Here is a 20,946-nt window from a genome sequence, read left to right as displayed (position 1 = left end):
AGACAATCTGGTCAATGTGGAGCGGCTGATCGGCTCCGCGTTCGACGACACCCTCACCGGCTCGACCGGCAACGATACCTTCGAAGGAGGAACCGGCAACGACCTGATTACCGGTGGCGCCGGTACGGACCTCGCCGTTTTGGCGGGCAACAGCCGGGATTGGCGAATTTCCTCGATCGGCGACGGCTATCTGGTCTCGCGCCTGAACGGGAGCGAGGTCGATCAGGTTTCTGGGATCGAGACCCTGGCCTTCGATGACGGCACCGTCGATCTGACCGGCGGCGTTATCGCCGTCGGAGATTCTGCGGCGACAACCGAGGAGCAGAGTGTTGAGATCTCTGTCGCCGATCTGCTGGGCAACGACTACGATCTGGCCGGGCAGACCATTTCCTTCTCCTCCCTCGGTCAGGCAGGGCATGGCAGCCTGAGCCTGTCGGGTGGAACCATCACCTATACCCCGGTGACGGATTTCTCGGGGACCGATCGCTTCACCTACACGGTCACCAACACCTACGGCAAGCAAGGGGTCGGAACCGTGTCGGTGGCGGTGGCCGACGTCAACGATGCTCCCACGGTGAATGCGGATCAGTTCATCATAGATGAAGATACTGCTATTTCGCTGTCAAGCGGTGATTTAACTCGGAACGATGTTGATATAGATGGAGATAATCTTATTGGTTCTTCGACGCCTCAAATGGATTTGAAGAGATCCCCGAGTGGGGCGGCGATCAGGTAGATCATGGTCGCGAAGGTTGTGGTATTGCGGTAGCCCCTGGCGCGAGCGCGTGCCGCCTGGAAGAGGCCGTTGAAGCCCTCCAGTCGGGCGTTGCTGTGGGTTGATGTCCAGCGTTCGAGGATGCGTTGGCGGTGGTGCTCGACGGTTCCCAACGCCTTGCGGACGGGATCGAGGATGGTGTTGTCGCCGATCACCTCGAGTGCATGGCGCAGAAAGTTGGTGATCCGCCAGCGGGCAGCCTGGACGGTGTCGGCCTTGCGCACCCAGCGGAGTTTCTCCTTGAGCCGCCATGCGATGGCGGTCAACAGGTCGGAGGCTTCCAGTTCGGCCAGAGCCTCTGCCTGTGCCTCGGTCATCTTGCCGTCGGCCTTCTTCAGGATGGCCCAGCGCAGCGCCTTGGGCAGCTTGTTGCTCCTGGCTTCGGCGCGTCGGACCTCGTCGAGGGCCTTGGTGAACAACTGGACCACATGGAACCAGTCCACGGTGACGGCGGCGTTGGGGAAGGTTTCCCCGATGGCGGCGATGAAGGCGGGGCTCATGTCGCAGACCACCTCGACGACGCGGCCCGGCTGGCCGCCATGGTCCATCATGAACGCCTTGAACCGGGTGACGGTCTCCTTGCCCCGGCCGGGGGTGACGAAGACCACCGGCTTGTCCTTGCGGTCGAGATCGATGAACACGGTGACATAGGTATGGCCGCGCTTGGCGGCGGTTTCATCAAGGCCGACGGCGGCGAGCTTGGACAGGTCGAGGCGCTCCACCGCCTTGCGGACATAATGATGAACGATCCGCCATAGACGGTTGTCAGTGACCTCGATGATGCGAGCCGCCGCCAGCACCGGCATCTCGCGGACCAGAACCAGCGCCACCTGCTCGAACAGCAGAGTGAACTGACTGCCTTCTCTCGCCCACGGCACGCCGATCCGAAGCACACCATGCTCCGGACAGTCGGTGCGCGGCACCTTGGCGGTGATGTGGCAATGGTGCTGGAAGAAGTTGAGGTGCCGCCAGGTGAACTCCGCGAAGTCGTGCGCCTTGCAGGCTCGGCCACACTGGGGACAGGCAAACATGGTGCCGCGATCGACCGCAATCTCCAGGTGCAGCACGTGCGGATGAACCGTCGTGTCCAGTCGCTGCTCGACCAGTTTCCACGGCGGGGAAACGCCCAGCCCCAAAGCCATGATCGTATTGGCGTCCACGTCGATCTCCTCTCCTCCCAGACCACCGCAGAGTGCCATCGTGCTCACGCCGGTCAAGGACGCGTCCCACGCCGCTGACGCGGTGGCCTGCGGCCATCCCTGACCACCGCTCCGCTCGATGGCCTGCCAGACGGCAGGTCGGGACGAGGGGATGGTCAGCGGATTAATCGAACAAGGGGATATTCAGCTACAGGTAGGCAGGGCGCTCACGCCGGAACCGGCGCAATTCCACTTCCAACGTCGAAGAGGCATCTTATTGTCTCCTCTGTAAGCTCAGTTACTGGCGGACGTGTTATTTTTGGTGTGAATGGTAATCTTGTTTTTGATCCATATAGAGACTACAGCGGGGTGGGTGGTTTTGATTATACTGTTTCAGACGGACGAGGCGGCACTGCCACCGGACATGCCGGCATAAACATCAAGCCCGTTGACGATGCCCCCCGCCTGCGCAACGATTATATTGTTTGCATGGAAGACAATTTGGCTTATTTCTCCGGTGATAGTCTACTTCTTAATGATGCCGACCCGGAAGGTGGGGTGTTATCCGTAGTTGGATTTGGTGAGGATGGCAGCCTTTATGATAAAGTTGATGGAGGGATTGTTGCTGGAATAGGGGAGAATTCATTTGTATTCATTCCGGATGTAGATTTCTCTGGAATCACGTCATTCAGGTATTTTGCGGAAGATGCTGGCGGCAATCTAAGCTCCTCATCCGTCAGTGTAAATGTTGTGGGGACGCCTGATAGACCTAGGGCCAATTCCGACCGTCTGGTCGGGCGAGAGGATACAGCAGTCACCTTCACCACGGCAGATCTGGTCGGGAACGATACCGACGCCGATGGAGACCCTCTTGCCATCAACAAGGTGAGCGGAGCGGTCGGTGGCAAGGCCGAACTGGTGGCGGGAGGCGTGCGCTTCACGCCGGATGCCGATTTCAATGGTCAGGCCCGCTTCAGCTATCAGGTTCGCGATCCTTCCGGCCTGACGTCATGGGCGACGGCAACAGTGGATGTCGCGCCGGTGAACGATGCGCCGGTTTCGGTGGCGGATGCCTTCACCACGAACGAGGACACGCCGATCCGCCTGTCGGCGGCGTCACTGCTGACCAATGACCGTGATCTGGAGGGTGACCGGCTGTCGCTCACCGGCGTGTCCGGTGCCGTCGGCGGTACGGTCGCATTGCTGCCCTCCGGAGAGATCGAGTTTACCCCAAATGCCGATTACAACGGCCCGGTATCGTTCACTTACACTCTATCCGATGGCAACGGCGGGACCGCGACCGGGCAGGTTACCGGCACGGTGACTCCGGTCAACGATGGTCCCCGTCCGGTAGCCGACAGTGCGGCGACCCTGACCGGTTTCCCGGTCACGGTGTCCCCGGCCTCGCTGGTGGCCAACGATCAGGATCCGGAAGGCGATACCCTTCACTTCGTCAGGCTGGGGGCGACGGTCGGCGGCAGCGCCGTGTTGACCGCGGATGGGCAGATCCTGATCACTCCGGCCATCGCCGAGGGCCAGATGACCGTCGCCTATGTGGTGGCCGATTCCCTTGGTGCCGAGGCGGCAGCCTCGCTCACTGTGCTGGTCCGCTCCACCAACCTGGAGCCGGTGGCCCTGGCCGATGGCGTTCAGACCGACGAAGACCGGACCTTGGTGGTGTCGGCGCAGCAGCTGTTGGGCAACGATTTCGACCCCGAGAATGACCGGCTGAACCTTACCGGGGTTGGCGACGCGGTCGGGGGCTCCGTCCATTTGCGGGCCGATGGTCAGGTGGAGTTCGTACCCCTTGCCGATTTCAACGGCGAGGCCGGGTTCAGCTATACCCTGGCCGATGAGTTCGGTGCCACGACGCTGGGAAGTGTTCGGGTGGTGGTGGCGCCGGTCAACGATGCTCCGCGACCAGTCTCCGATCAAATCTCAGCCTTGGAAGACTCCCCGTTCACGCTGTCGGCTGTTGATCTGCTGGCTAATGACGGGGACGTGGAAGGGCAGACTCTGGGTCTCCAATCTGTCGGCAACGCTCATGGCGTCAGCGTCGAACTCGGTGCCGATGGCCAGTTGACCATCCGGCCCGACCAGGACTTCAACGGCATTGCCGGCTTTGACTACACCGTCGTCGATACCGATGGAGCCGTTTCCACCGCACACGTCACCGTGGATATCAGCCCAGTTGAGGATGTGCCGATGGCCGCGGCCGACAGTCTGCGGACCAACGAGGACACCGTTCTCCTTATCCCGGTTGCCGCCTTGCTGGCCAATGACCGTGACCCCGATGGCGATGTGCTGACCGTTTCCGGTCTGGGAACGGCCCAAGGCGGGACCGTCAGCCTGTCGGGGGGACAAGTCACCTTCACCCCGGATGCTGATTACGCTGGTCCGGCCGGGTTCAGCTATACCGTCACCGATGGTCACGGCAATGTGTCGGAGGCTGCGGTCGATATCACCGTGGACGCGGTCAACGATGCCCCCAGATCTGGCGCCGATGTCCTGACCACAGCCGAGGACACCGCTGTTGCGGTCTCCATTGCCGATCTGCTGGCCAATGATTTCGATGTGGAAGGCTATGCTGTTACCTTCACCGGCGTGGGCAATGCCCGTGGCGGTTCGGTTGCCGTGGTGGACGGCCAGGTGGTGTTCACGCCTTCGCCCGATTTCAACGGCGCCGCTGGTTTCGACTACTATGTCCGCGATGCGGAAGGAGCCACGTCCACCATTCCGGTGGCTGTCACCGTGACCCCGGTGAACGATGCCCCGGTGGCCCTGGTGGATAGTGTCGCCACCGACGAGGATGCGCCGCTTCGCCTCGCTCCCTCAGCGCTGCTCGGTAACGACCGCGATATCGACGGTGATCGCCTTAGCCTGAGCGGGGTTGGCAACGCCACCGGCGGCACCGTGGCCATAAGCGAAGCCGGCGAGGTTCTGTTCACCCCCGAACATGATTTCAACGGCATAGCCGGCTTCGATTACACCATTGCCGACGAGGACGGCGAGACATCGACCGCCCGCGCGACGGTCACGGTTCGTCCGGTCAATGATGCGCCGGTGACGGTGGCTGACGTCATTGCTGTGGATGAGGATTCCTTCGTCTCCCTGTCCTCCGCCGATATTGCCGCCAACGATAGCGATGTGGATGGCGATCAGCTGAGCGTGGTGTCGGTGGGCGAGGCAATCGGCGGCCAGGTGGAGCTCTATCCCAACGGTCGGATTCTGTTCCGGCCTGCCCCGGACTTCAATGGCGATGGCGGTTTCGCCTATCAAGTTTCCGACGGTAATGGAGGGATGACGCGCGGCTGGGTCCGCGTCGATGTGGCGGCCATCAATGATGCTCCCGGTGCGCGGCCCGACAGTTTTGTCATGGACGAAGACGCCGCACTTTCTCTCCATTCCGGCGCCTTGGCCGCCAATGACGCTGATGCCGATTCCGATCCCTTGTCCGTTACCGAGGTGGGTAATGCGGTGGGTGGCCACGTCGCAGCCATAGAGCAGCAAATCGCCACCGGCTTTCAGACTGTGACCGATCTGAGCCAGTTCCGCCTGGACCACCGCGTCGGTCAGGCTGGCATCACGCAAGGTGTCGGACCCGAGATGCAACGCGCCTTCCGAGCCGTGGGACAGGATCGAGATGCTGTCATAGCCGGTATGGGTCTCGGCCCATTTGGCCAGTTGGGCGAGGCCACTCCCGGCGCCGTCGATCTCCTCGATCTCCACGCCCGGCTTCACCGCCGCCTCAAGGTCCTTGTAGCTAGCCACCGAGGTATCGACGAACACCACCTCCTTCCTGCCGTTGTTCAGGCTGGGGTCGGCAGCTTGTACCTGCACCGGCGCGGGCGCATCGGGGATCAACGCCTTGGCGGAGGCATCGGGGGCGGCATGGGCGGCATCCGCCATGGCGGCGCCATCGAACATCCAGCGCGGCTCCAAAGCCATCAAACCGAGATTGCTCCGTTTACGAACGGCATTGCTCATGACAACGGCTCCGATTTCAAGGCGTTCCCCGAGCGCAGGCGGGTGGGGGCGACGCCGAACCGCTTGGTGAAGGCGGCGGTGAAGGTGGACAGGTGGGCATAGCCCAGCGAAGCGGCGATCTCGGCCATGGGGGTGGAACCCTCCATCACCAGATCGTGGCCACGGGTCAGGCGCCAGTCGGCCAGCCATTCCGGCACGGTGAGGCCGAACGCCGCCTTGAATTCATTGCTCAACCGGCGTTGCGACACGCCGAGCCGCCGCGACAATTCCGTCATGGACGGGGGGGTGACCGGATCGACCAGCAGCAGATCGCGGATGGCGAAGGCATGGGAGCGTTCGCCTTCGGTCGCGGGCTGGGACAGGCCTTCCACGAGCAGTTCGACCACTTTCCCCTGGAGGAACAGCCTGAGGCAGGTGTCCTTGTAGCTCGAATGTCGGATGTCCTGGGCGATGCGGCGGACCAGCGAAGAATTGCGGACGAGCAAATGAACGCCGTCATGCCCCGATGGCCGGGACAGAAGATCGTCGGCCATGGGGGCATTGCCGAGCAGGGTCCTGAGGCGACCGGTGGAAAGCCGGATCGCCACGGCGATATCGCCGATCTCGACCGCATCCTCCGTCTCGTCGGACTGAATATGGATCACCGCCTGGGGTGAGCCCGAACCCGCCTCGCAGTCCGCCAGCAGGATGTCCAGGCCGCGCCCGACGCTCAAATGCTGAAAGCTGGCCTGCATCTCTTCTCCGCGCCCATGTGAAGTGGCGCGGGAATTTCACCATTTTCGACGCGACAGGGTATACAGCCCCGCTTTATGCGCGGATGCAGCGGATTTAGGAGGATTTGCACGCCATGACGTGCGTCATAACGTTCGCCTTGCGATAGTTGGCCGGCGGCAGGCCGAAACGGCGGCTGAAGGCGGCGGTGAAATTGCCCACATGGCTGTAACCCAGCCGGAAGGCGATCTGCTTGATGGCCATGTCGCCCTCCATAAGGAGCCGACAGGCTTCGTCGAGCTTGCGATCGAGAATCCATTCGACCATGGAGACGCCCATGACGTCGCGGAACGCGGTTGCCAATCGCCTGGGCGCCATGCCGATCTCGGCGGCCAGAGCTTCCTGGGACGGCGGATGGGACAGATCGCGCTGAAGCAACTGGCAGGCCATGGCGACCTTGGCCCGTTCGGCGCCAATGACCGGGCGGCGCGGTTGCGGCGTGTCATCCATATCCGAGAACGCGATGGCCAGCATCTCGAACAGTTTGCCCTGAAGGTAGAATTCCAGCATGGCTCCCTGATAAGGAGCCGAACGGATATCCTCGACCAGCCTGCGCATGGCGGGCGAATTGCGCGGCTGGGCGATCATATCCGTGCCACGGCCCTCGATGAACCGCTCGATCAGCCTGGGGACCTTGAAGCCTGTCAGCATATGGCGCAGCCGGTCCTCAGTGATGATCGGAGCCAGACCGATGGACGGCTCGCCGGCGCCGTAGGTCACCGTGCAGGTGCTTCCCACCTCGCAAAACAGATGCAGGCTGTACTGTCCCGCCGATTCAGTGAAGGACCCGAGGCCATCGCGCCGGCAAAGGGCATCGCGGGTAAGGCCGGTGCGGATGACCAGCATGCCCTGCTCCGCAAGCTTGGTTCCCGTGATACTCAGCGACTGGTTCAGGCGGAAGCCGTGATCAAAAAAGCCGACACCTTCTCCTATTGGTCGGGCAACCATGCTTTCGGTGCCGATCTCGGAAGGCAAAAGAACCTGTTCGCCGCCCTCGGCCAAATGGGCGCTGCCGAATCCTCGTATCGTTGACCATTCGAAGCGAAAGGGCGGGGCAGGATCTGGCATAGTTTAGCGATCAATCATTACGAACGGAATCAAGTTTCCCCTCCGCCCGGTGGGGCAAAAAGGGACAGAGGCAAGCATTGCCATCGATTTTGGTTGGAATTATAGTGCGTATCCTACATTTATACACAATGCGCTTTTGCGCTATAGAGGCCGAGCAATATATATATTATGTTATATTGCAGAGCAACCTTTGAAGGTAATGCGACGTCACTTTGACATTCATCCGTTGTGTCGGGATTATTCCTGCCGCCCTCTCGGCCGGGGATGTGAGGTGATGGATCAATCACGAGCAAGAGACGGAGTGGCAATGATGGCGGGAAGGGGCTGGTAGCATGGCCACTCCTCCTGGAGTCCATCAGAGTTGGGCTTGTCCTAACGGCCTGAATTCCTACGATACTGAAGTTACGGTCAACGGCGACCTTCCCGATTCCGTGGGGCGGGAGGAGAAGGGATTCACCTGGGTCACCGAAGGTTGCGCCATCATCACCGGGCGCCGGATCATCCGCCAACCCGTTACGCTGAATATTGTTTTTCCCGTGGGTGAGCCCAGTCTGGCGATCCATATTCCACGGGGTGGCCAGATGGGGGTCTCGCTGCGTGACACCGGCCGGATCATGGAGGATGAGACCCGCTACGGATTGAACTGGGTCAACGATGCCATGTTTGATGCCGAGTACCACTATGTACCCGGTGCCTACCGGACGCTCCTGCTCGGCTTTTCCCACGACTATCTAAGCCGCACCTTGGCGGGGATCGGCCGGCCGCGGCAGGTCGATTCGTTCCTGAGCGGAAAGGGGGGCAGCGCCATTGGCACCGTCCATGCCTCGGCCTTGATGCGCGCCATCCCCGACCTGATCCACTCCAGCCCCTATGGCGGCGACCTGTCTCGGCTCTACCTGCAGGGGCAGATGTTCAACATGCTGGCCGGGGTGTTGAGCAAGATGGAGGACGGGCGCGACCGCGACCGGCGGCACTCCGACAAGGCCAACGCCAAGGTGCGGGGGGTCTGCGACATGCTCCGTTCGGACCTGGGACGGCTGCCGCCTTTGGAGACGCTGGCAGCTGCCGTCGGCCTGTCTCAACGACAGCTGGCCCGCACATTCCGGGCCTCGACCGGCCGCACGCTGATGGAATGGGTGGTGGAACGCCGCCTGGAGGAGGCATCACGCCTGCTTGCGGCAGGAGAACTTGCCGTGAAGGAGATCTCCTACCGCGCCGGCTATGCCCATGTCGCCTCGTTCACGGCTGCCTTCAGCCGACAATTCGGCATCCCGCCGGCGGAATACCGCAGAACCATGACTTCCCGCCATTTTGTCTCCGGCGGGTGATGTGAATGCCCGCCGAGGGGGGCGCAAGATAATGTTGAGATCCACTCGCAACGCGGATTGGTATGCCGGGTTCTGGGTGGCGATGATCAGTCGGTGGCCGCTTGGTGTAGACGCTGCTGGGGCACAAATCCCCCGACATGACGGCGCTCTACCGCGATGTTCGCGGGTCAGAATGGATCGAAATTCGCCTGGGCTAACGCCCGCTTATTGGACGAGTTTTGGGTAAGTTTTGGACGTTTACAATTTCATTCAACAAAATCAGTAAGTTACCGTCAATGCACCGTGCAGACCATGCAAGGATCGAAGGAGCGGACCACGTGCTGGACGGCCACCGGGGTGGTTTCGCCGGGCAGGACCGGGGTTCCGGCCAGGGCCGTCTCCAGGGCGCCGGGATTGCCCTGGGCGTCGCGGGGCGAGAAGTTCCAGGTGGTGGGGGCGACGATCTGGTAGCCGGTGATTCTGCCGCCCTGCAGGCCCAGCCAGTGGCCCAGCGTGCCGCGGGCCGCCTCGACCAGTCCCACCGAAGCGCCATCGGCCGGCGGGGCGGGCGGGGCGCAGAACGGCTCGCCGGGGCGGATGGCGCGAATCCAGCCTTCCATGGCGGGAATCAGGCGGGCCAGTTCCAGCAGTCTCGCCACCACCCGGTCGTGGACCGAGCCTGTGGGGCGGGCCTGGGCCAGGGCGCGGGCCAGGGGGTGGCCGTCCACCACCTGGCGGGCCAGGGCGCCCACTTCGGCCACTTGTCCCTCCAGGCGCGGGGCCTTGCACCAGGTATAGGCTCCGGGCTTGTCGGGGGAAGGGAGGGTCTGGCCGGAGACGGGGGCGAGGATTCCGCCCTCCATCCAGCTATGGGCGTGATCCTCGGTCACCTGGGCGGGGTCGAACGCCGTCAGGGCGCCCTTTGTCCAGACGCCCGGGGCGAACAGGCCGAAGCTGCCCGACGAGACGAAGCGGCCGGGGCCGTGGCCCAGCGCGGTGAAAGCCAGGTCGCGGGCGATGTGCAGGAACAGGCGAAAGTCGCCTCGCTCGGGGGGCGCGGCATCGGCCCACGCCTCCAGCGCGCCGATGCCGTCCAGGGCCGCGATGGCTTCCAGGCTGTCGGCGAACAGATGGGTTTCCAGCGCCTCGCGGAACTCGGCGACGATGGACAGCAGGCGGATCTTTTCGCCCGGGTCGACGGCCTTGGTGACGCCGCCGGGCTGCAGGGCCAGGGAATGGGGCCACTTGCCGGCCAGCAGCCCCATCAGGTGCAGGAAGCGGGCGCGGGCGGGCAGCAGGGCGCGGCCGCATTCGCCTTCTCCCGCCGCGAACCGCTGGCGCGCCGCCGCGAACCACGGGCGTGCGGCATAGCATTCCCGCGCCAGATCGGGGGCGAAGAACAGCATGAAGTGGGTCAGGTGATCGGCGGCGTTCTCGCAGGCCAGGATCAGGTTGGCGGCCAGGGTGCCGTTGGCCGGGACTTCGGAGCGTTGCAGCCCGCCCAGGGCGCGGGCGGCGGCCACCGATTGCGACACCGAGCAGATGCCGCAGATCCTGGGGGCGATCACCAGGGCATCGGCGGCGGGGCGGCCGTGCAGGATCTGTTCGAAGCCGCGATAGAGGGGGGCGTTGACGCGGGCCTCGGCGACCACGCCGTCGGCGATGTCGAGGGTCACCTCGAGGTCGCCTTCCACCCGGTTGAACGGGCCGACGATCAGGCGGGCGGGGGGATTGCTCATGGCACCTTCGGAGGCCGGCGGGCGGGGGGGACGATGACGTGGTCGGCATGGGCGTTGGTGCGCACCCGCTGGGGCGTCGCCGATTTGGACAGCGCCGCCAGGGCCACGAACCACGCCTTGGGCATGTCCACCGGCAGGCCGACCGGGATGCCCGCCACCTTGGGGGTCTCCTGGAAGGGGCCGGACGGCGTTTCGAAAGCCGGCGACGTGCAGTTGATGCAGGCATAGCCGCCATCGGTGCACGAGCCGTAGCCGTTCCAGCGGCGGATGTTGCAGTCGCCGGGCGCCTGGGTGGCGCGGCAGCCCAGATTTTCCATCAGGCAGCCGCGATCCGAGGGCCGCGCCGCGCTGGCCTTGAACTCGTAGAACTCGTTGCGGCCGCAGCCGTGATGGGCCAGATGATCGGCATAGGCGCGCGGCCGCCCCAGGGCATCCAGGTGCTCGGGCGTCACCTCGCCCAGCGCCAGGGCGGCCAGGGTCTCGACCACCCAGCCGGGATGGGGGGCGCAGCCGGCGATGTTGACCACCGGCAGGCCGGCGGCGGAGCGGAAGCCCTTGCCCAGGGCGCCGCCCATGTCCCAGCCGGAGTAATGCAGGCCGCGCGCGTCGGTGGGATTGTGGCCGGCGGCCGGCACGCCGCCGAAGGCCGCGCAACTGCCCACCGCCACCACATGGCGGGCCTTGGCGGCCAGCCGGGCGATCCAGTCCTTCATGGGCTTGCCGCTGCCCGACAGCATCTGGAACCGTCCACTGCCGCCGGGTCCGATCAGCACCGATCCCTCGACACACAGGCAGTCCAGGCGGGTCCGCCCCGAGGCGCAATCCTCCAGGATGGCCAGCGCCTCGGCACCGCATTCCTCGGACAGGGACGGGTGCCACAGCATGCGTATGCCGAACCGCTCGAGGGCGCGCAGCATTCCGGAATCGTCGGCGGCCAGGGCGGACATGGTGCAGCCGCCGCAACTGGCGGCCTGCAGCCACAGGAGGTTGAAGGTGCCCGAGGGGGAGGGGTGTACGACCATGTCGCCACATTAGTGGCTAGGGGGAGGCAGGTTCAAGCCTCTCCCGGCGGGTCCTTGCGGCCGATCAGGGCGCGGGCCGCCGGGGTGCGCCAGCCGAAGCGCACCGACGCCACCCGCATCAGCACGGTCATCGCGATGCCGGCCCAGGCGGCGGGCTGGGCCGCCAGCCCCAATCCCAGGGCCAGGGCGAGGAAGACCGCGCCGCCGGCCAGGGCGGCGGCGGCGTAGAACTCGCCGGGGCGGAAGATCAGCGGGTCCTCGCGGCTCATCATGTCGCGCAGCACGCCGCCGCCCACCGCGTTGATCACGCCGATCAGCAGGGCGGGAACCCAGCCCAGCCCGGCATTCAACGCCTTCTGCGCCCCGAAGACGGTGTAGAGCCCCAATCCCACCGCATCCACCAGCAGGAAGACCAGGGACAGGCGGTTGAGGCTCTGGCCGAACAGCAGGCCGATCACCGTGGCCACCACCACCGCCAGCAGGTAATGGGAGCCCAGCACCGCCGGGACCTGCTGCAGGAAGACCCCGTCGCGCAGCAGGCCGCCGCCGATGCCGGTGACCAGGGCCAGGAAGAACACGCCGACGAAGTCGTACCCCTTGCGCATGGCGGTCAGCGCCCCGGTGAGCGCGAACAGGAAGGTGGCGGCCAGATCGAAGGCGAGGGGCAGGGTGAACTGGCCGATCAGCATGGTGGCGCCTCAGGACTCGACGCGGTTGCGGCCGTTGATCTTGGCTCGGTAGAGGGCCGTGTCGGCGCGGGCCACCGTGTCCTTGAAGGATTCCCCCTCCCGGTACTGTGCGACGCCGAATGACGACGAGGTGCCGCCGATGGCGGGGAAGGGTTCGGCGGCGAAGGAGGCGCGCAGTTTCTCGGCCAGGGCCTGGGCGCCGTCCAGGTCGGTGTCGGGGCAGATGACCAGGAATTCCTCGCCGCCCCAGCGTCCGACGATGTCCACCGCCCGCACGCCGGTGCGCAGCAATCCGGCAATGGTCCGCAGGACCTCGTCGCCGGTCTGGTGGCCGTGGGTATCGTTGATGGTCTTGAAGTGGTCCACGTCGCTGATGATCAGCGAGACCGGCTTGCCGTAGCGCTGGGCACGGTCGAGTTCATGGGCGAAGGCCTCGTCGAGGCGGCGGCGGTTGAACAGGCCGGTCAGGGAATCGGTGATGGATGCCTTTTCCAGTTCGACGCTCTTCAGGGCGAGCAGGGCATAGGCCTCGGACAGTTCGTTCTGGGCATCCTTGAGGGCGCCGATGTTCACGGCGATGGAATGCTTCACCCGGCGCCCGTCGAACCAGTCGATCAGGGTCTCGTTCAACTGGTACCAGCAATCGTCGCGGTCGTTGAAATGCTCGAACACCATGGCGGCGGGGGCGCCGGCCGCCGCCTCGGTCAGGGCCGCGATCTTGCAGAAATGGCAGGGTGACGGCTGGTCGTAGATGGCGCGGTGACAGGTTTGCCCGGCTTCGGCCCCGGTCTTGCGCCGCATGGCCTGGTTGACGCTGACCAGTTCGAGGGTCTGGGTATCGACCACGTAAATGGGGAACGGGATGACGTCGAAGCTGCCATCATTGCGGGCGTTTCTTGCCGTATGTACCCGCCGAGACGCCGTCGCCATCCGTATTCCCTGACCGGTCAGATCTTGAAGACCCGCGCGATCATCTCGCGCAGCTTGTCGGCCTTGATGGGCTTGAGCACATAGCCCTTGGCCCCCGCCTTCACCGCCTTCATGACCATACCCTGCTGACCGTGCGAGGTCACCATGATGATGTTGGCATCGGGAAATTCCTTGAGGATGCCGCCGGTTGCCTCGATACCGTCCATGTCGGGCATGGTGATGTCCATGGTGACCAGGTCGGGCTTGGCCTGCCGATAGGCCTCCAGCGCCAGGGCTCCGGTACCGGCCGTCTGGACCACGAGGTGTCCGAGTTCCGTCAGCATGCCGGTCAGTGTGCGGACGGTCAGCAGGGAATCGTCGACAATCAGGACCTTCAATGGATGCATATCCCCCCCCTGAGCATCTTTCTCGTCGAGAATATTCAACTTGTGATCGAATAACTCCGATGGTCCGATGAAGTTTATGTCGAGAATACCATGGTTGGTTGCCATTTCGATCGCGGTGAAAGTCGCCTTTTTGGGACGAAGAATGTTCTTTTCCTCGTCGAGCATGGTGGGTGGCGACAGTTCCATCTCGTTGCCGTCCTCGGCGAGGTCGGCCGTGGCGTGGCCGAGTATGACGTTGACGATCTCGGCCGCGGTTTCGCGCAGGAACAGTTCGCGCTCTTCCTCCGGCACGTTCAGCGAGGCGGTGAGGACTTCACGGACATGTTCCAGCAGGGGACGCTGGAAGCTGAAGGCGATGATCAGCTTCACCGGCCCACCGGTGCAGACCACGGCGGTCATATCGCGTAATTGTAACGTATCGACGTTTCCGATGCGCGGCTTCGCTCTGGAGACCTTGAGGCCGATCTCCTCTTGGAGGTAGTCCCGGCTGCGCGTCAGCACCGCCGCCATGGTCGGCGGAAACTTCAATTTGCAGAAGGTCATTGGGCACGTCCCTCCACCTGCGGCGGGAAGGGGATGTGGAACTGGAAGAGGGTGCCGTGGCCGGGCCGGGAATCGATGCGGATGCTGCCGCCCAGTTCCTCGACGCTGGCCTTGACGGCGGTCATGCCGACACCGCGGCCGGAAAGCTCGGTGGCCTCGGTGCGCACGCTGACGCCGTCGGCGAAGACCAGATCGGCGAGATCCCAGCCGCTGACGTCGGCGGCGGTCAGTTCGGCGGCGCGGCGGCGCAGGGTGTCCACGTCGATGCCGTTGCCGTCGTCGGCGATGTCGATGCGAAGGGCGCCATCGGCCCTGCGGATGGCGCAGGTGATGGTGCCCACCTCGCTCTTGCCGGTGGACAGCCGGGAATCCGGGTCCTCGATACCGTGGTCGATGGCGTTGCGGAAGACGTGGCCGAGCGAGCGCAGGAACGGTCCGAACACCTCGGGGTCGATGCGGACGTCGTCCCCTTCGACCACCAGCGGCGCCACTTCCTTTTCCAGGCGGGCCGAGATCTGGTGGATCATCTTGTCGAAATCGGCGATGGCCTGACGCAGCGAGACGGTGCGGATGGCGGCGATTTCCTCGAGGACGTCGGGCACCTCGGCCTCGTCGAGCAGGCCGCGGGCGAAGCGTTCGAAGCGCTTGGCCTGTTCGGGGGTGACGGTGACCACGCCGCGCCGCGCCATGAAGTCGTCGCCCAGCGCGCTGCGGACGGTTTCCAGGTCGGCGGCGAGGATGGCCTGCCAGTCGCGGGAGAACACCATGGTGGCGGCGTCGGCCCCGTCTGCCCAGGTGCCCAGGCGCTGAAGCGAGGATTCCACGTCGTGCAGGGCGGCCGGCAGATGGTGGAAGCCCAGCTGGTTGAAGGTCCCCTTGAACGTATGGATCATCCGGTACAGCACCGTCCGGTCGCGGCCCCGCCACATGCCGGGGCCGTCCTGGACGAAGCTGGTGAACTCGGCGATGGCGTCGAAGAAGTCGTTGCCGTAGGTGACGGCCGACACGATCATCTCGAGGTGGGTGCGTTCACGCGCCACCTGGGCCGCCAGGGCCTTCTCGCTGGTGATGTCGGTGAGCACCACCATGATCGCCTGGTCCAGCGGCTTGAACTCGGCCTTGAGGATTCGCGAACCGATGGTGATCTCTTCCGGCAGCAGGGACAGGTAGAGCTCGGCGCGCGAGACGTCCTTCTCGTCCAGGGCCTCCTCGATGCAGGCCTTCAGCGTGTCACGCGCGTGCTCGTCGCCCGAGAACAGCAACTCGTCGATGGGCTTGCCGGCGGGGGAGCCGCCGAAGAACGCCAGGCAGGGATGGCTGAATTCCGGCTTGACCCGCAGGTCGCGCTGGAACGACAGGAAGCCCTGGCCGGAATTGTCCAGCAGCGCCGAGACCTGATCGCTCTTGTAGCGGAAGGCGTCGGCCATCTCCTCGGCCATCTGCTTGGCGGCCTTGAGGGCGACCTCGGCGGTGTGGCGGTCGGTGATGTCCTCCACCAGCCAGACCGTTCCCTTGGCGAGGTCGGTGGGATCGATGGCGGTGCCGACCAGCTTGCAGAATCCCTTCTCGCCATTCCAGCGCCGGATGACGTGCTCGCCGCTGTAGGTCTGGCCGGCGGCCAGCAGCCTGTAGGCCTCGCCCACATTGTGGAACTCGTCGTCGTTGCCCCAGACGTCGCGGGTGTCCATTCCCAGCATTTCGTCCGGGTTGTAGCCGAACAGGCGCTCGATGGCGCGGTTGGCGCGCCGGATCAGCCGGCGGCCGTCGGGCGACGGCTGGACGACGACGATGCCGAGGGAGGCGTTCTCCAGGATGATGTCCTGCTCGGCCAGGATCTTGTCCAGCTGTTCCTTCTTCTCGGACAGCTCGGCGGTACGCTGGGCGACGGTGCGCTCCAGGTCGTCCCTGTGCCGTTCGAGATCCTCGTACAGCAGCGAGTTTTCCAGCGAGATGGCCGCCTGGGACGCCAGCAGTTCCAGCACCGCGACGCGGGCCGCGGTGAAGACGTGGGAAACCTGGCTGTTCTCCAGGTACAGCAGGCCGATCAGCTTGGACTGCTTGACCATGGGCAGGCACATGATCGAGCGGATATTGTTCTTCTGGATGTATTCGTCGGCGCCGAAATCGCTGTCGAGCGGCGCGTCGTCCAGCAGGACGCCCTTCCAGGCCCGCTGAACGTAGTTCAGCACCTTCATGGGCAGGACCTTGGGAATCGGCTCGCTGCGCAGCGAGACCACCACCACCGCCCCGTCGTCGATACGGGCGTCGGCCACCACGGTGGGTGTGCCGCTCAGATCGACCACCAGCACGCCCCGCCCCGCCCCGGCGTTTTCCACCGCGATGCGCAGCAGCGTCTCCACCAGCCGGTTGAGGGCGATCTCGCCGGAAACCGCCTGCGACGCCTTGACGACGCTGATGGCGTCCAGGCTCTGGAACTGGCTGTGCGGCGCGCCGCCGGCGCCCGGCCGGACGGATTTGTCGATCAGCTGGGGATGGGCGGCTTCCATCTGCCGGACCTTCCCCATGGCGCCCCAGCGGGCGTAGCAGTCGCGGGCCTTGCGCAGATAGGTGTCGGCGATCAGCTGCCGGTCGCGCCCGCGGTAGAACCGCGAGGCCAGCTCGTAGGCGAGGGCCTCCACATGGAGGGTGTCGTTTTCCTGCGCCAGTCGGATGGCGTCCTCGTACCGGCGCTCCGCCTCCAGCTCGTCGCCGTCCACGCGGGCGATCTCGGCCAGGGCCAGGGAATGGCGGCAGCCGTAATTCTCGGGGCAGTTGGCGGTCCGCCTGGCCAGCAGATCCACATGGCCGGCCAGTTCGGCCCGCCACTCGGCGGCCTCGGCCGGATCCTCCGGGAGCCCCAGCACCGTCAGGGTGAGGGCGGCCAGCATGTGGTAGCTGGTCTCGGCCACCCAGCCGGTGATGCTCTTCAGGTAGGGGGAAACCAGCCGGCTCTGCTCCAGCGCCCGCGGGTAATCGCCGTAGAGCATGGCGGCCAACTGGCCCATCAGGTGGAAATAGGCGATGCCGGTGCCGAACTTGGCGGCGGTCAGCGCCGCCAGGGATTCGGCGCCCCGCTCCATGAAGGCGGGCAGGTCGGCGTCCCCGGCCAGACAGGCGGTGAAGGCCTGCTGGGCGCGCAGGGTGTGAAGCAGGCCGTTGTTGCGGCTTTGCTGCGCGAAGGCCGAATAGGTCATGGCCGCCGCGGCGATCTCCTCCAGGGGGGCGCCGCATTCGAAGGTCAGCCAGGACATCTCCAGGGCGCCGTAGACCGCGTAGGAATAGTCGCCGGCCGCCTGGCACTCGACGAAGCCTTCCCGCAGGATGTCGATGCTGGTGCGCATGGGGTTGCGGCGGCTGTTGATGAACACGCCGGCCCGAACCAGGATGCGGCCCCTGAGGTCGGGGCGCGACAGGGCCTCCTGCAGCTTCAGCGCCACGTTGGCGTATTGGATGGATTCGTCGATGGCGTCGTACTTGCTGACCAGGACGATGGCGTAGCCCATGTAGACGGCGCAGGAATCCCCGTCATTGCCGAGCAGCAGGGTCACGTTGAGCGCGTTCAGCGCCAGCCAGGCATAGAGGTCGGGCCTGGCGATCCAGGCGCAGGGCATGGCATCGGCCAGGATGCCCAGCATGCCCAGCGCGTCGGGATCGGTCATGGCCGGCGCGTCGATCAGCTGGCTGATGTCCCGGCCCTTGAGGTTGACGGTGGAATCCTGCCGCGCGCGCTCCACCGCCGCCTCGATGTCGGCCGGGGTGGTGGGGCAGGTCAGCCCGAACAGGCGCAGCGCCGTCAGGGCGACCTCGACCGCCTCGCCATAGCGGCCGGCGACCTGGTTGCGCAGGATGAGCAGGCGATAGGCCCGCGCCCGGTCGGCATTGCTGCGGGCCTGGGCGAGGATGAGGGGGAAAAGCTCGTCGACCTGCTGGAAATTGCCGAGCAGGAGCTCGCAGGTGGTTCGTTCCAAAACCAGACGGAACGTCCCGCGGTAATCGTCTTCCCATGCCGACGGGGGCAGCAAGTCCATGGCCTGGACGAAGAAGGTGCGGGCGGTGGCGTAGGCCGCCGACGCCTTCGCCTTCTCGCCGGCCCGCACGTTCATCAGGCGGATTTGCCGCCGCTCCTCGGAATCGTCCACCAGCTCGGCGCCGATGTTGAAATGGTTCACGACGTCGAAGATCTCGTCCTCGATCTCGTCCCCATCGAGGCTGGCGACCAGCTTGCGGCCGATGCGCAGATGCTCCGCCGGGCGGTCCTCGGCCGGCAGCAGGAAGTAGGCGGCTTCCTGAATGCGGTCGTGGGTGAAGCGGATGCTGTCGTTCCGCCGCACCAGATAGGAGGCCCGCAGCGCCTCGTCCAGCTCCGTGTCCAGGGGGGCGCTGGCGGCGCCGTACACGATCTGCAGCGTCCTGACCGCCACCGTGTTGCCCAGGCAGGCCAGGGTTCGCATCACGTTCTGGGCGTTTTCGGGCAGGCGGCGCAGCTTGCCGACCATCAGGTCGATGACGTTGTCGGTGAACGTCTTGCCGGCGATCTGTTCCATGTCCCACTGCCAGCCGGCGGGGCCGGGGGCGAGCAGGCCGTCCTCGAACAGTCCCTGCATGAACTGGATGGTGAAGAAGGGATTGCCCGCCGTCTTGTCGCCGATGACCTCGGCCAGCGGGAGGGCCTTGCTCTGGGGGCAGTACAGCGTCTCGGCCACCATCTGGGAGAGGTGGTCGATGGACAGCGGCTGCAGCAGGATTTCCTCGAGTTCGATGCGCGACCGGATGGAGTCCAGCGCCAGCGCCAGGGGGTGCGCGGCCCCCACCTCGTTGTCGCGGTACGAGCAGATCAGCAGCAGATGGCTGAGTTCGGGATGGGTGGCCAGATACTCGAACAGCTTCAGGCTGCCCGGATCGATCCACTGGAGATCGTCGAGGAACAGGACCAGCGGATGCTCGGCGGTCGCCCAGGTGCCGAGAAAACGGCGGAAGGTGGCGAAGAAACGGACCTGGGCCTCGTTGGGCGGCAGGTCCGACACCGGGGGCTGCTCGCCGATCAGCAGGGTGAGTTCCGGAATCAGGTCGGTGATCAGGCGGCCGTTCTGGCCCACCGCGTCCTGGATCGAGCGGCGCCACTCATCCAGCTGCGCGTCGCCCTGGCCGAGAATCTGACGGATGGTTCCCTGGAAGGCCTGGGCCCAGGTGGCATAGGGGATGTGGCGCTTGTACTGGTCGAACTTGCCCGAGGCGAACAGCGCTCTCGGCTGGATCAGGGACTTGTGCAGTTCGCCGACCAGGGCCGATTTGCCGATGCCCGAATAGCCGGTGACCAGGACGATGTTGACGTGCCCCCGCACCGTCACCCGCTCGGCCGCCAGCTGCAGGCGGTGCAGCTCGTTGCCGCGCCCGTAAAGTTTTTCCGGGATGATCAGGCGGTCCGGCGTGTCGTTGGTCGCCAGGCGGAACGGCCCCACCGCCTCGTCCCGTCGCCATGCCGCGAGGCAATGCTCGAGATCGGACACCAGGCCCCGGGCGGTCTGATAGCGTTCCTCCGCCGGCTTGGCCAGCAGCTTCATGACGATTTCGGCGACCGGACCGGGAATGTCGCCCCGCACCGCCGACAGCGGCGGCGGGCGGCGCGCCACGTGGAAATGCACCAGCTCGACCGGGTCTTCGGACGTGAAGGGCGGCTGGCCGGCCAGCATCTCGTAGAACACGATGCCCAGGGAATACAGGTCGCTGCGGCAATCCACCGACCGGTTCATCCGGCCGGTCTGTTCCGGCGCCATGTAGACCAGATTTCCCTCGATGGTCTCGATGGGGTCGAGCGCGATGTGATGGCGCGGCAGCAGCGAGGCGATGCCGAAGCCGGTGAAGCGGGCCGGCTGGTCATCCGGCAGCACCAGGATGTTGGCCGGCCGGATGTCCTTGTGCACGATGCTGCGGCCGTGGAGCCGCGAGAGCGAGACGGCGATCCGCAGCGCCAGGGGCAGGAACTCCCCGACACCCAGCCCGCCGCCGGCCGGAGTCCGGCCGTTCCCGATGAGGGCGTCCAGGGAAAGTCCCCCGGGATCGTCCAGCAGCATCTCCACCGAGCCGCCGCGTTCCACCAGAACGGTCGGCATCACCGCCCAGTCGGCCTCCAGCCGGTCCTTCAGTCCGAATTCATGGCGGAAGCGGGCCAGGACGCGGGGCGTGGGCTCGTCATCGGCTGGAACCAGAACCAGGGCCCGGCCGAGTGACGCGCTCTCGGCACGCCACAGCACCCGGTCGCGGTCGCGGCAGAGCACCTCCGCCCGCTCCATTGTAGCCAATAGTGGTTTCACATTGGATGTGCTCAACCCACGGGCACCTTGATTTGTGTTCCGGTCACGCCGACTGTCGGGAAACAGACCGTTTGCAATCTTACTGAGCCGGGTTACGCTTTCAACCGCCTATTTCCATAAATTGAATCTTGTCGAAACGACGGGGTATCGAATGCCTCCAGACCGGATCGCCATTTTAGGACATAGGTCGAGGTGTCCCTGAAAATCGTTTGCCTCGGCTCGTAATAAGGCGTAATCCCTGCCGATGGCTCCTTAATCGAAGCTATGAAGGCGGGACGT

11 protein-coding genes and 2 pseudogenes are annotated in these 20,946 nt (G+C 65.0%); 3 read left to right on the top strand and 10 right to left on the bottom strand.

What is annotated here, in order from left to right; translation table 11 throughout:
• Positions 1-16: 16 nt before the first annotated feature.
• The gene (locus tag ACV4UZ_RS20460; protein WP_491602631.1) at positions 17-736 is read left to right on the top strand and encodes an Ig-like domain-containing protein; all 720 of its coding nucleotides are present in this window, start codon (positions 17-19) and stop codon (positions 734-736) included.
• Here the strand turns inward: ACV4UZ_RS20460 and ACV4UZ_RS20455 are convergent.
• Positions 691-1,935 carry an ISL3 family transposase gene (locus ACV4UZ_RS20455; RefSeq protein WP_491599533.1) on the bottom strand — a complete coding sequence of 415 codons (1,245 nt, stop codon included), beginning with the start codon at positions 1,933-1,935 and terminating at the stop codon, positions 691-693. The genes ACV4UZ_RS20460 and ACV4UZ_RS20455 overlap by 46 nt on opposite strands.
• 87 nt (positions 1,936-2,022) lie before the next feature.
• Between ACV4UZ_RS20455 and ACV4UZ_RS20450 the strand changes: the two are divergent.
• Positions 2,023-5,400, top strand: a pseudogene (locus ACV4UZ_RS20450) (tandem-95 repeat protein); the annotation flags it as partial.
• 51 nt (positions 5,401-5,451) lie between these two features.
• Here the strand turns inward: ACV4UZ_RS20450 and ACV4UZ_RS20445 are convergent.
• From ACV4UZ_RS20445 to ACV4UZ_RS20435, 3 genes and pseudogenes are all read right to left on the bottom strand, one after another.
• A pseudogene (locus ACV4UZ_RS20445) lies at positions 5,452-5,823 on the bottom strand (DUF4347 domain-containing protein); the annotation flags it as partial.
• Between the two features lie 74 nt (positions 5,824-5,897).
• The gene (locus tag ACV4UZ_RS20440; protein WP_491602630.1) at positions 5,898-6,635 is read right to left on the bottom strand and encodes a helix-turn-helix transcriptional regulator; all 738 of its coding nucleotides are present in this window, start codon (positions 6,633-6,635) and stop codon (positions 5,898-5,900) included.
• 94 nt (positions 6,636-6,729) lie between these two features.
• Positions 6,730-7,674, bottom strand: coding sequence for a helix-turn-helix transcriptional regulator (locus ACV4UZ_RS20435; protein ID WP_491602629.1), 945 nt, complete (start codon positions 7,672-7,674; stop codon positions 6,730-6,732).
• A 398-nt stretch (positions 7,675-8,072) separates the two neighbouring features.
• On the opposite strand from ACV4UZ_RS20435, the gene ACV4UZ_RS20430 reads away from it, so the two are divergent.
• Positions 8,073-9,068, top strand: a complete 996-nt coding sequence (locus tag ACV4UZ_RS20430; RefSeq protein ID WP_491602628.1) for a helix-turn-helix domain-containing protein — start codon at positions 8,073-8,075, stop codon at positions 9,066-9,068.
• 272 nt (positions 9,069-9,340) lie between these two features.
• Here the strand turns inward: ACV4UZ_RS20430 and ACV4UZ_RS20425 are convergent, their stop codons facing one another.
• The 6 genes from ACV4UZ_RS20425 to ACV4UZ_RS20400 are packed head-to-tail and all read right to left on the bottom strand — an operon-like array spanning position 9,341 to position 20,631.
• Positions 9,341-10,786, bottom strand: coding sequence for a nickel-dependent hydrogenase large subunit (locus ACV4UZ_RS20425; RefSeq protein ID WP_491602627.1), 1,446 nt, complete (start codon positions 10,784-10,786; stop codon positions 9,341-9,343).
• Positions 10,783-11,808: an NADH-quinone oxidoreductase subunit B family protein gene (locus ACV4UZ_RS20420; RefSeq protein WP_491602626.1), complete on the bottom strand. Its 1,026-nt coding sequence runs from the start codon at positions 11,806-11,808 to the stop codon at positions 10,783-10,785. Before ACV4UZ_RS20420 ends, ACV4UZ_RS20425 begins: the two co-directional genes overlap by 4 nt.
• Positions 11,809-11,840: 32 nt before the next feature.
• Positions 11,841-12,497: a trimeric intracellular cation channel family protein gene (locus ACV4UZ_RS20415; RefSeq protein WP_491602625.1), complete on the bottom strand. Its 657-nt coding sequence runs from the start codon at positions 12,495-12,497 to the stop codon at positions 11,841-11,843.
• 9 nt (positions 12,498-12,506) lie between these two features.
• On the bottom strand, positions 12,507-13,427 hold the full coding sequence (locus ACV4UZ_RS20410) for a GGDEF domain-containing protein (RefSeq protein ID WP_491602624.1): 921 nt from the start codon (positions 13,425-13,427) through the stop codon (positions 12,507-12,509).
• A 17-nt stretch (positions 13,428-13,444) separates the two neighbouring features.
• Complete coding sequence (locus tag ACV4UZ_RS20405) at positions 13,445-14,356, bottom strand: response regulator (RefSeq protein WP_491602623.1); 912 nt, start codon at positions 14,354-14,356, stop codon at positions 13,445-13,447.
• Positions 14,353-20,631, bottom strand: coding sequence for an AAA family ATPase (locus tag ACV4UZ_RS20400; RefSeq protein ID WP_491602622.1), 6,279 nt, complete (start codon positions 20,629-20,631; stop codon positions 14,353-14,355). Before ACV4UZ_RS20400 ends, ACV4UZ_RS20405 begins: the two co-directional genes overlap by 4 nt.
• Positions 20,632-20,946 lie beyond the last annotated feature (315 nt).

The sequence above is a fragment of the Paramagnetospirillum sp. genome, assembly GCF_058402745.1.
Note: the sequence above shows the minus strand (reverse complement) of the source record. Positions and strands in the feature narration are given on the sequence as shown.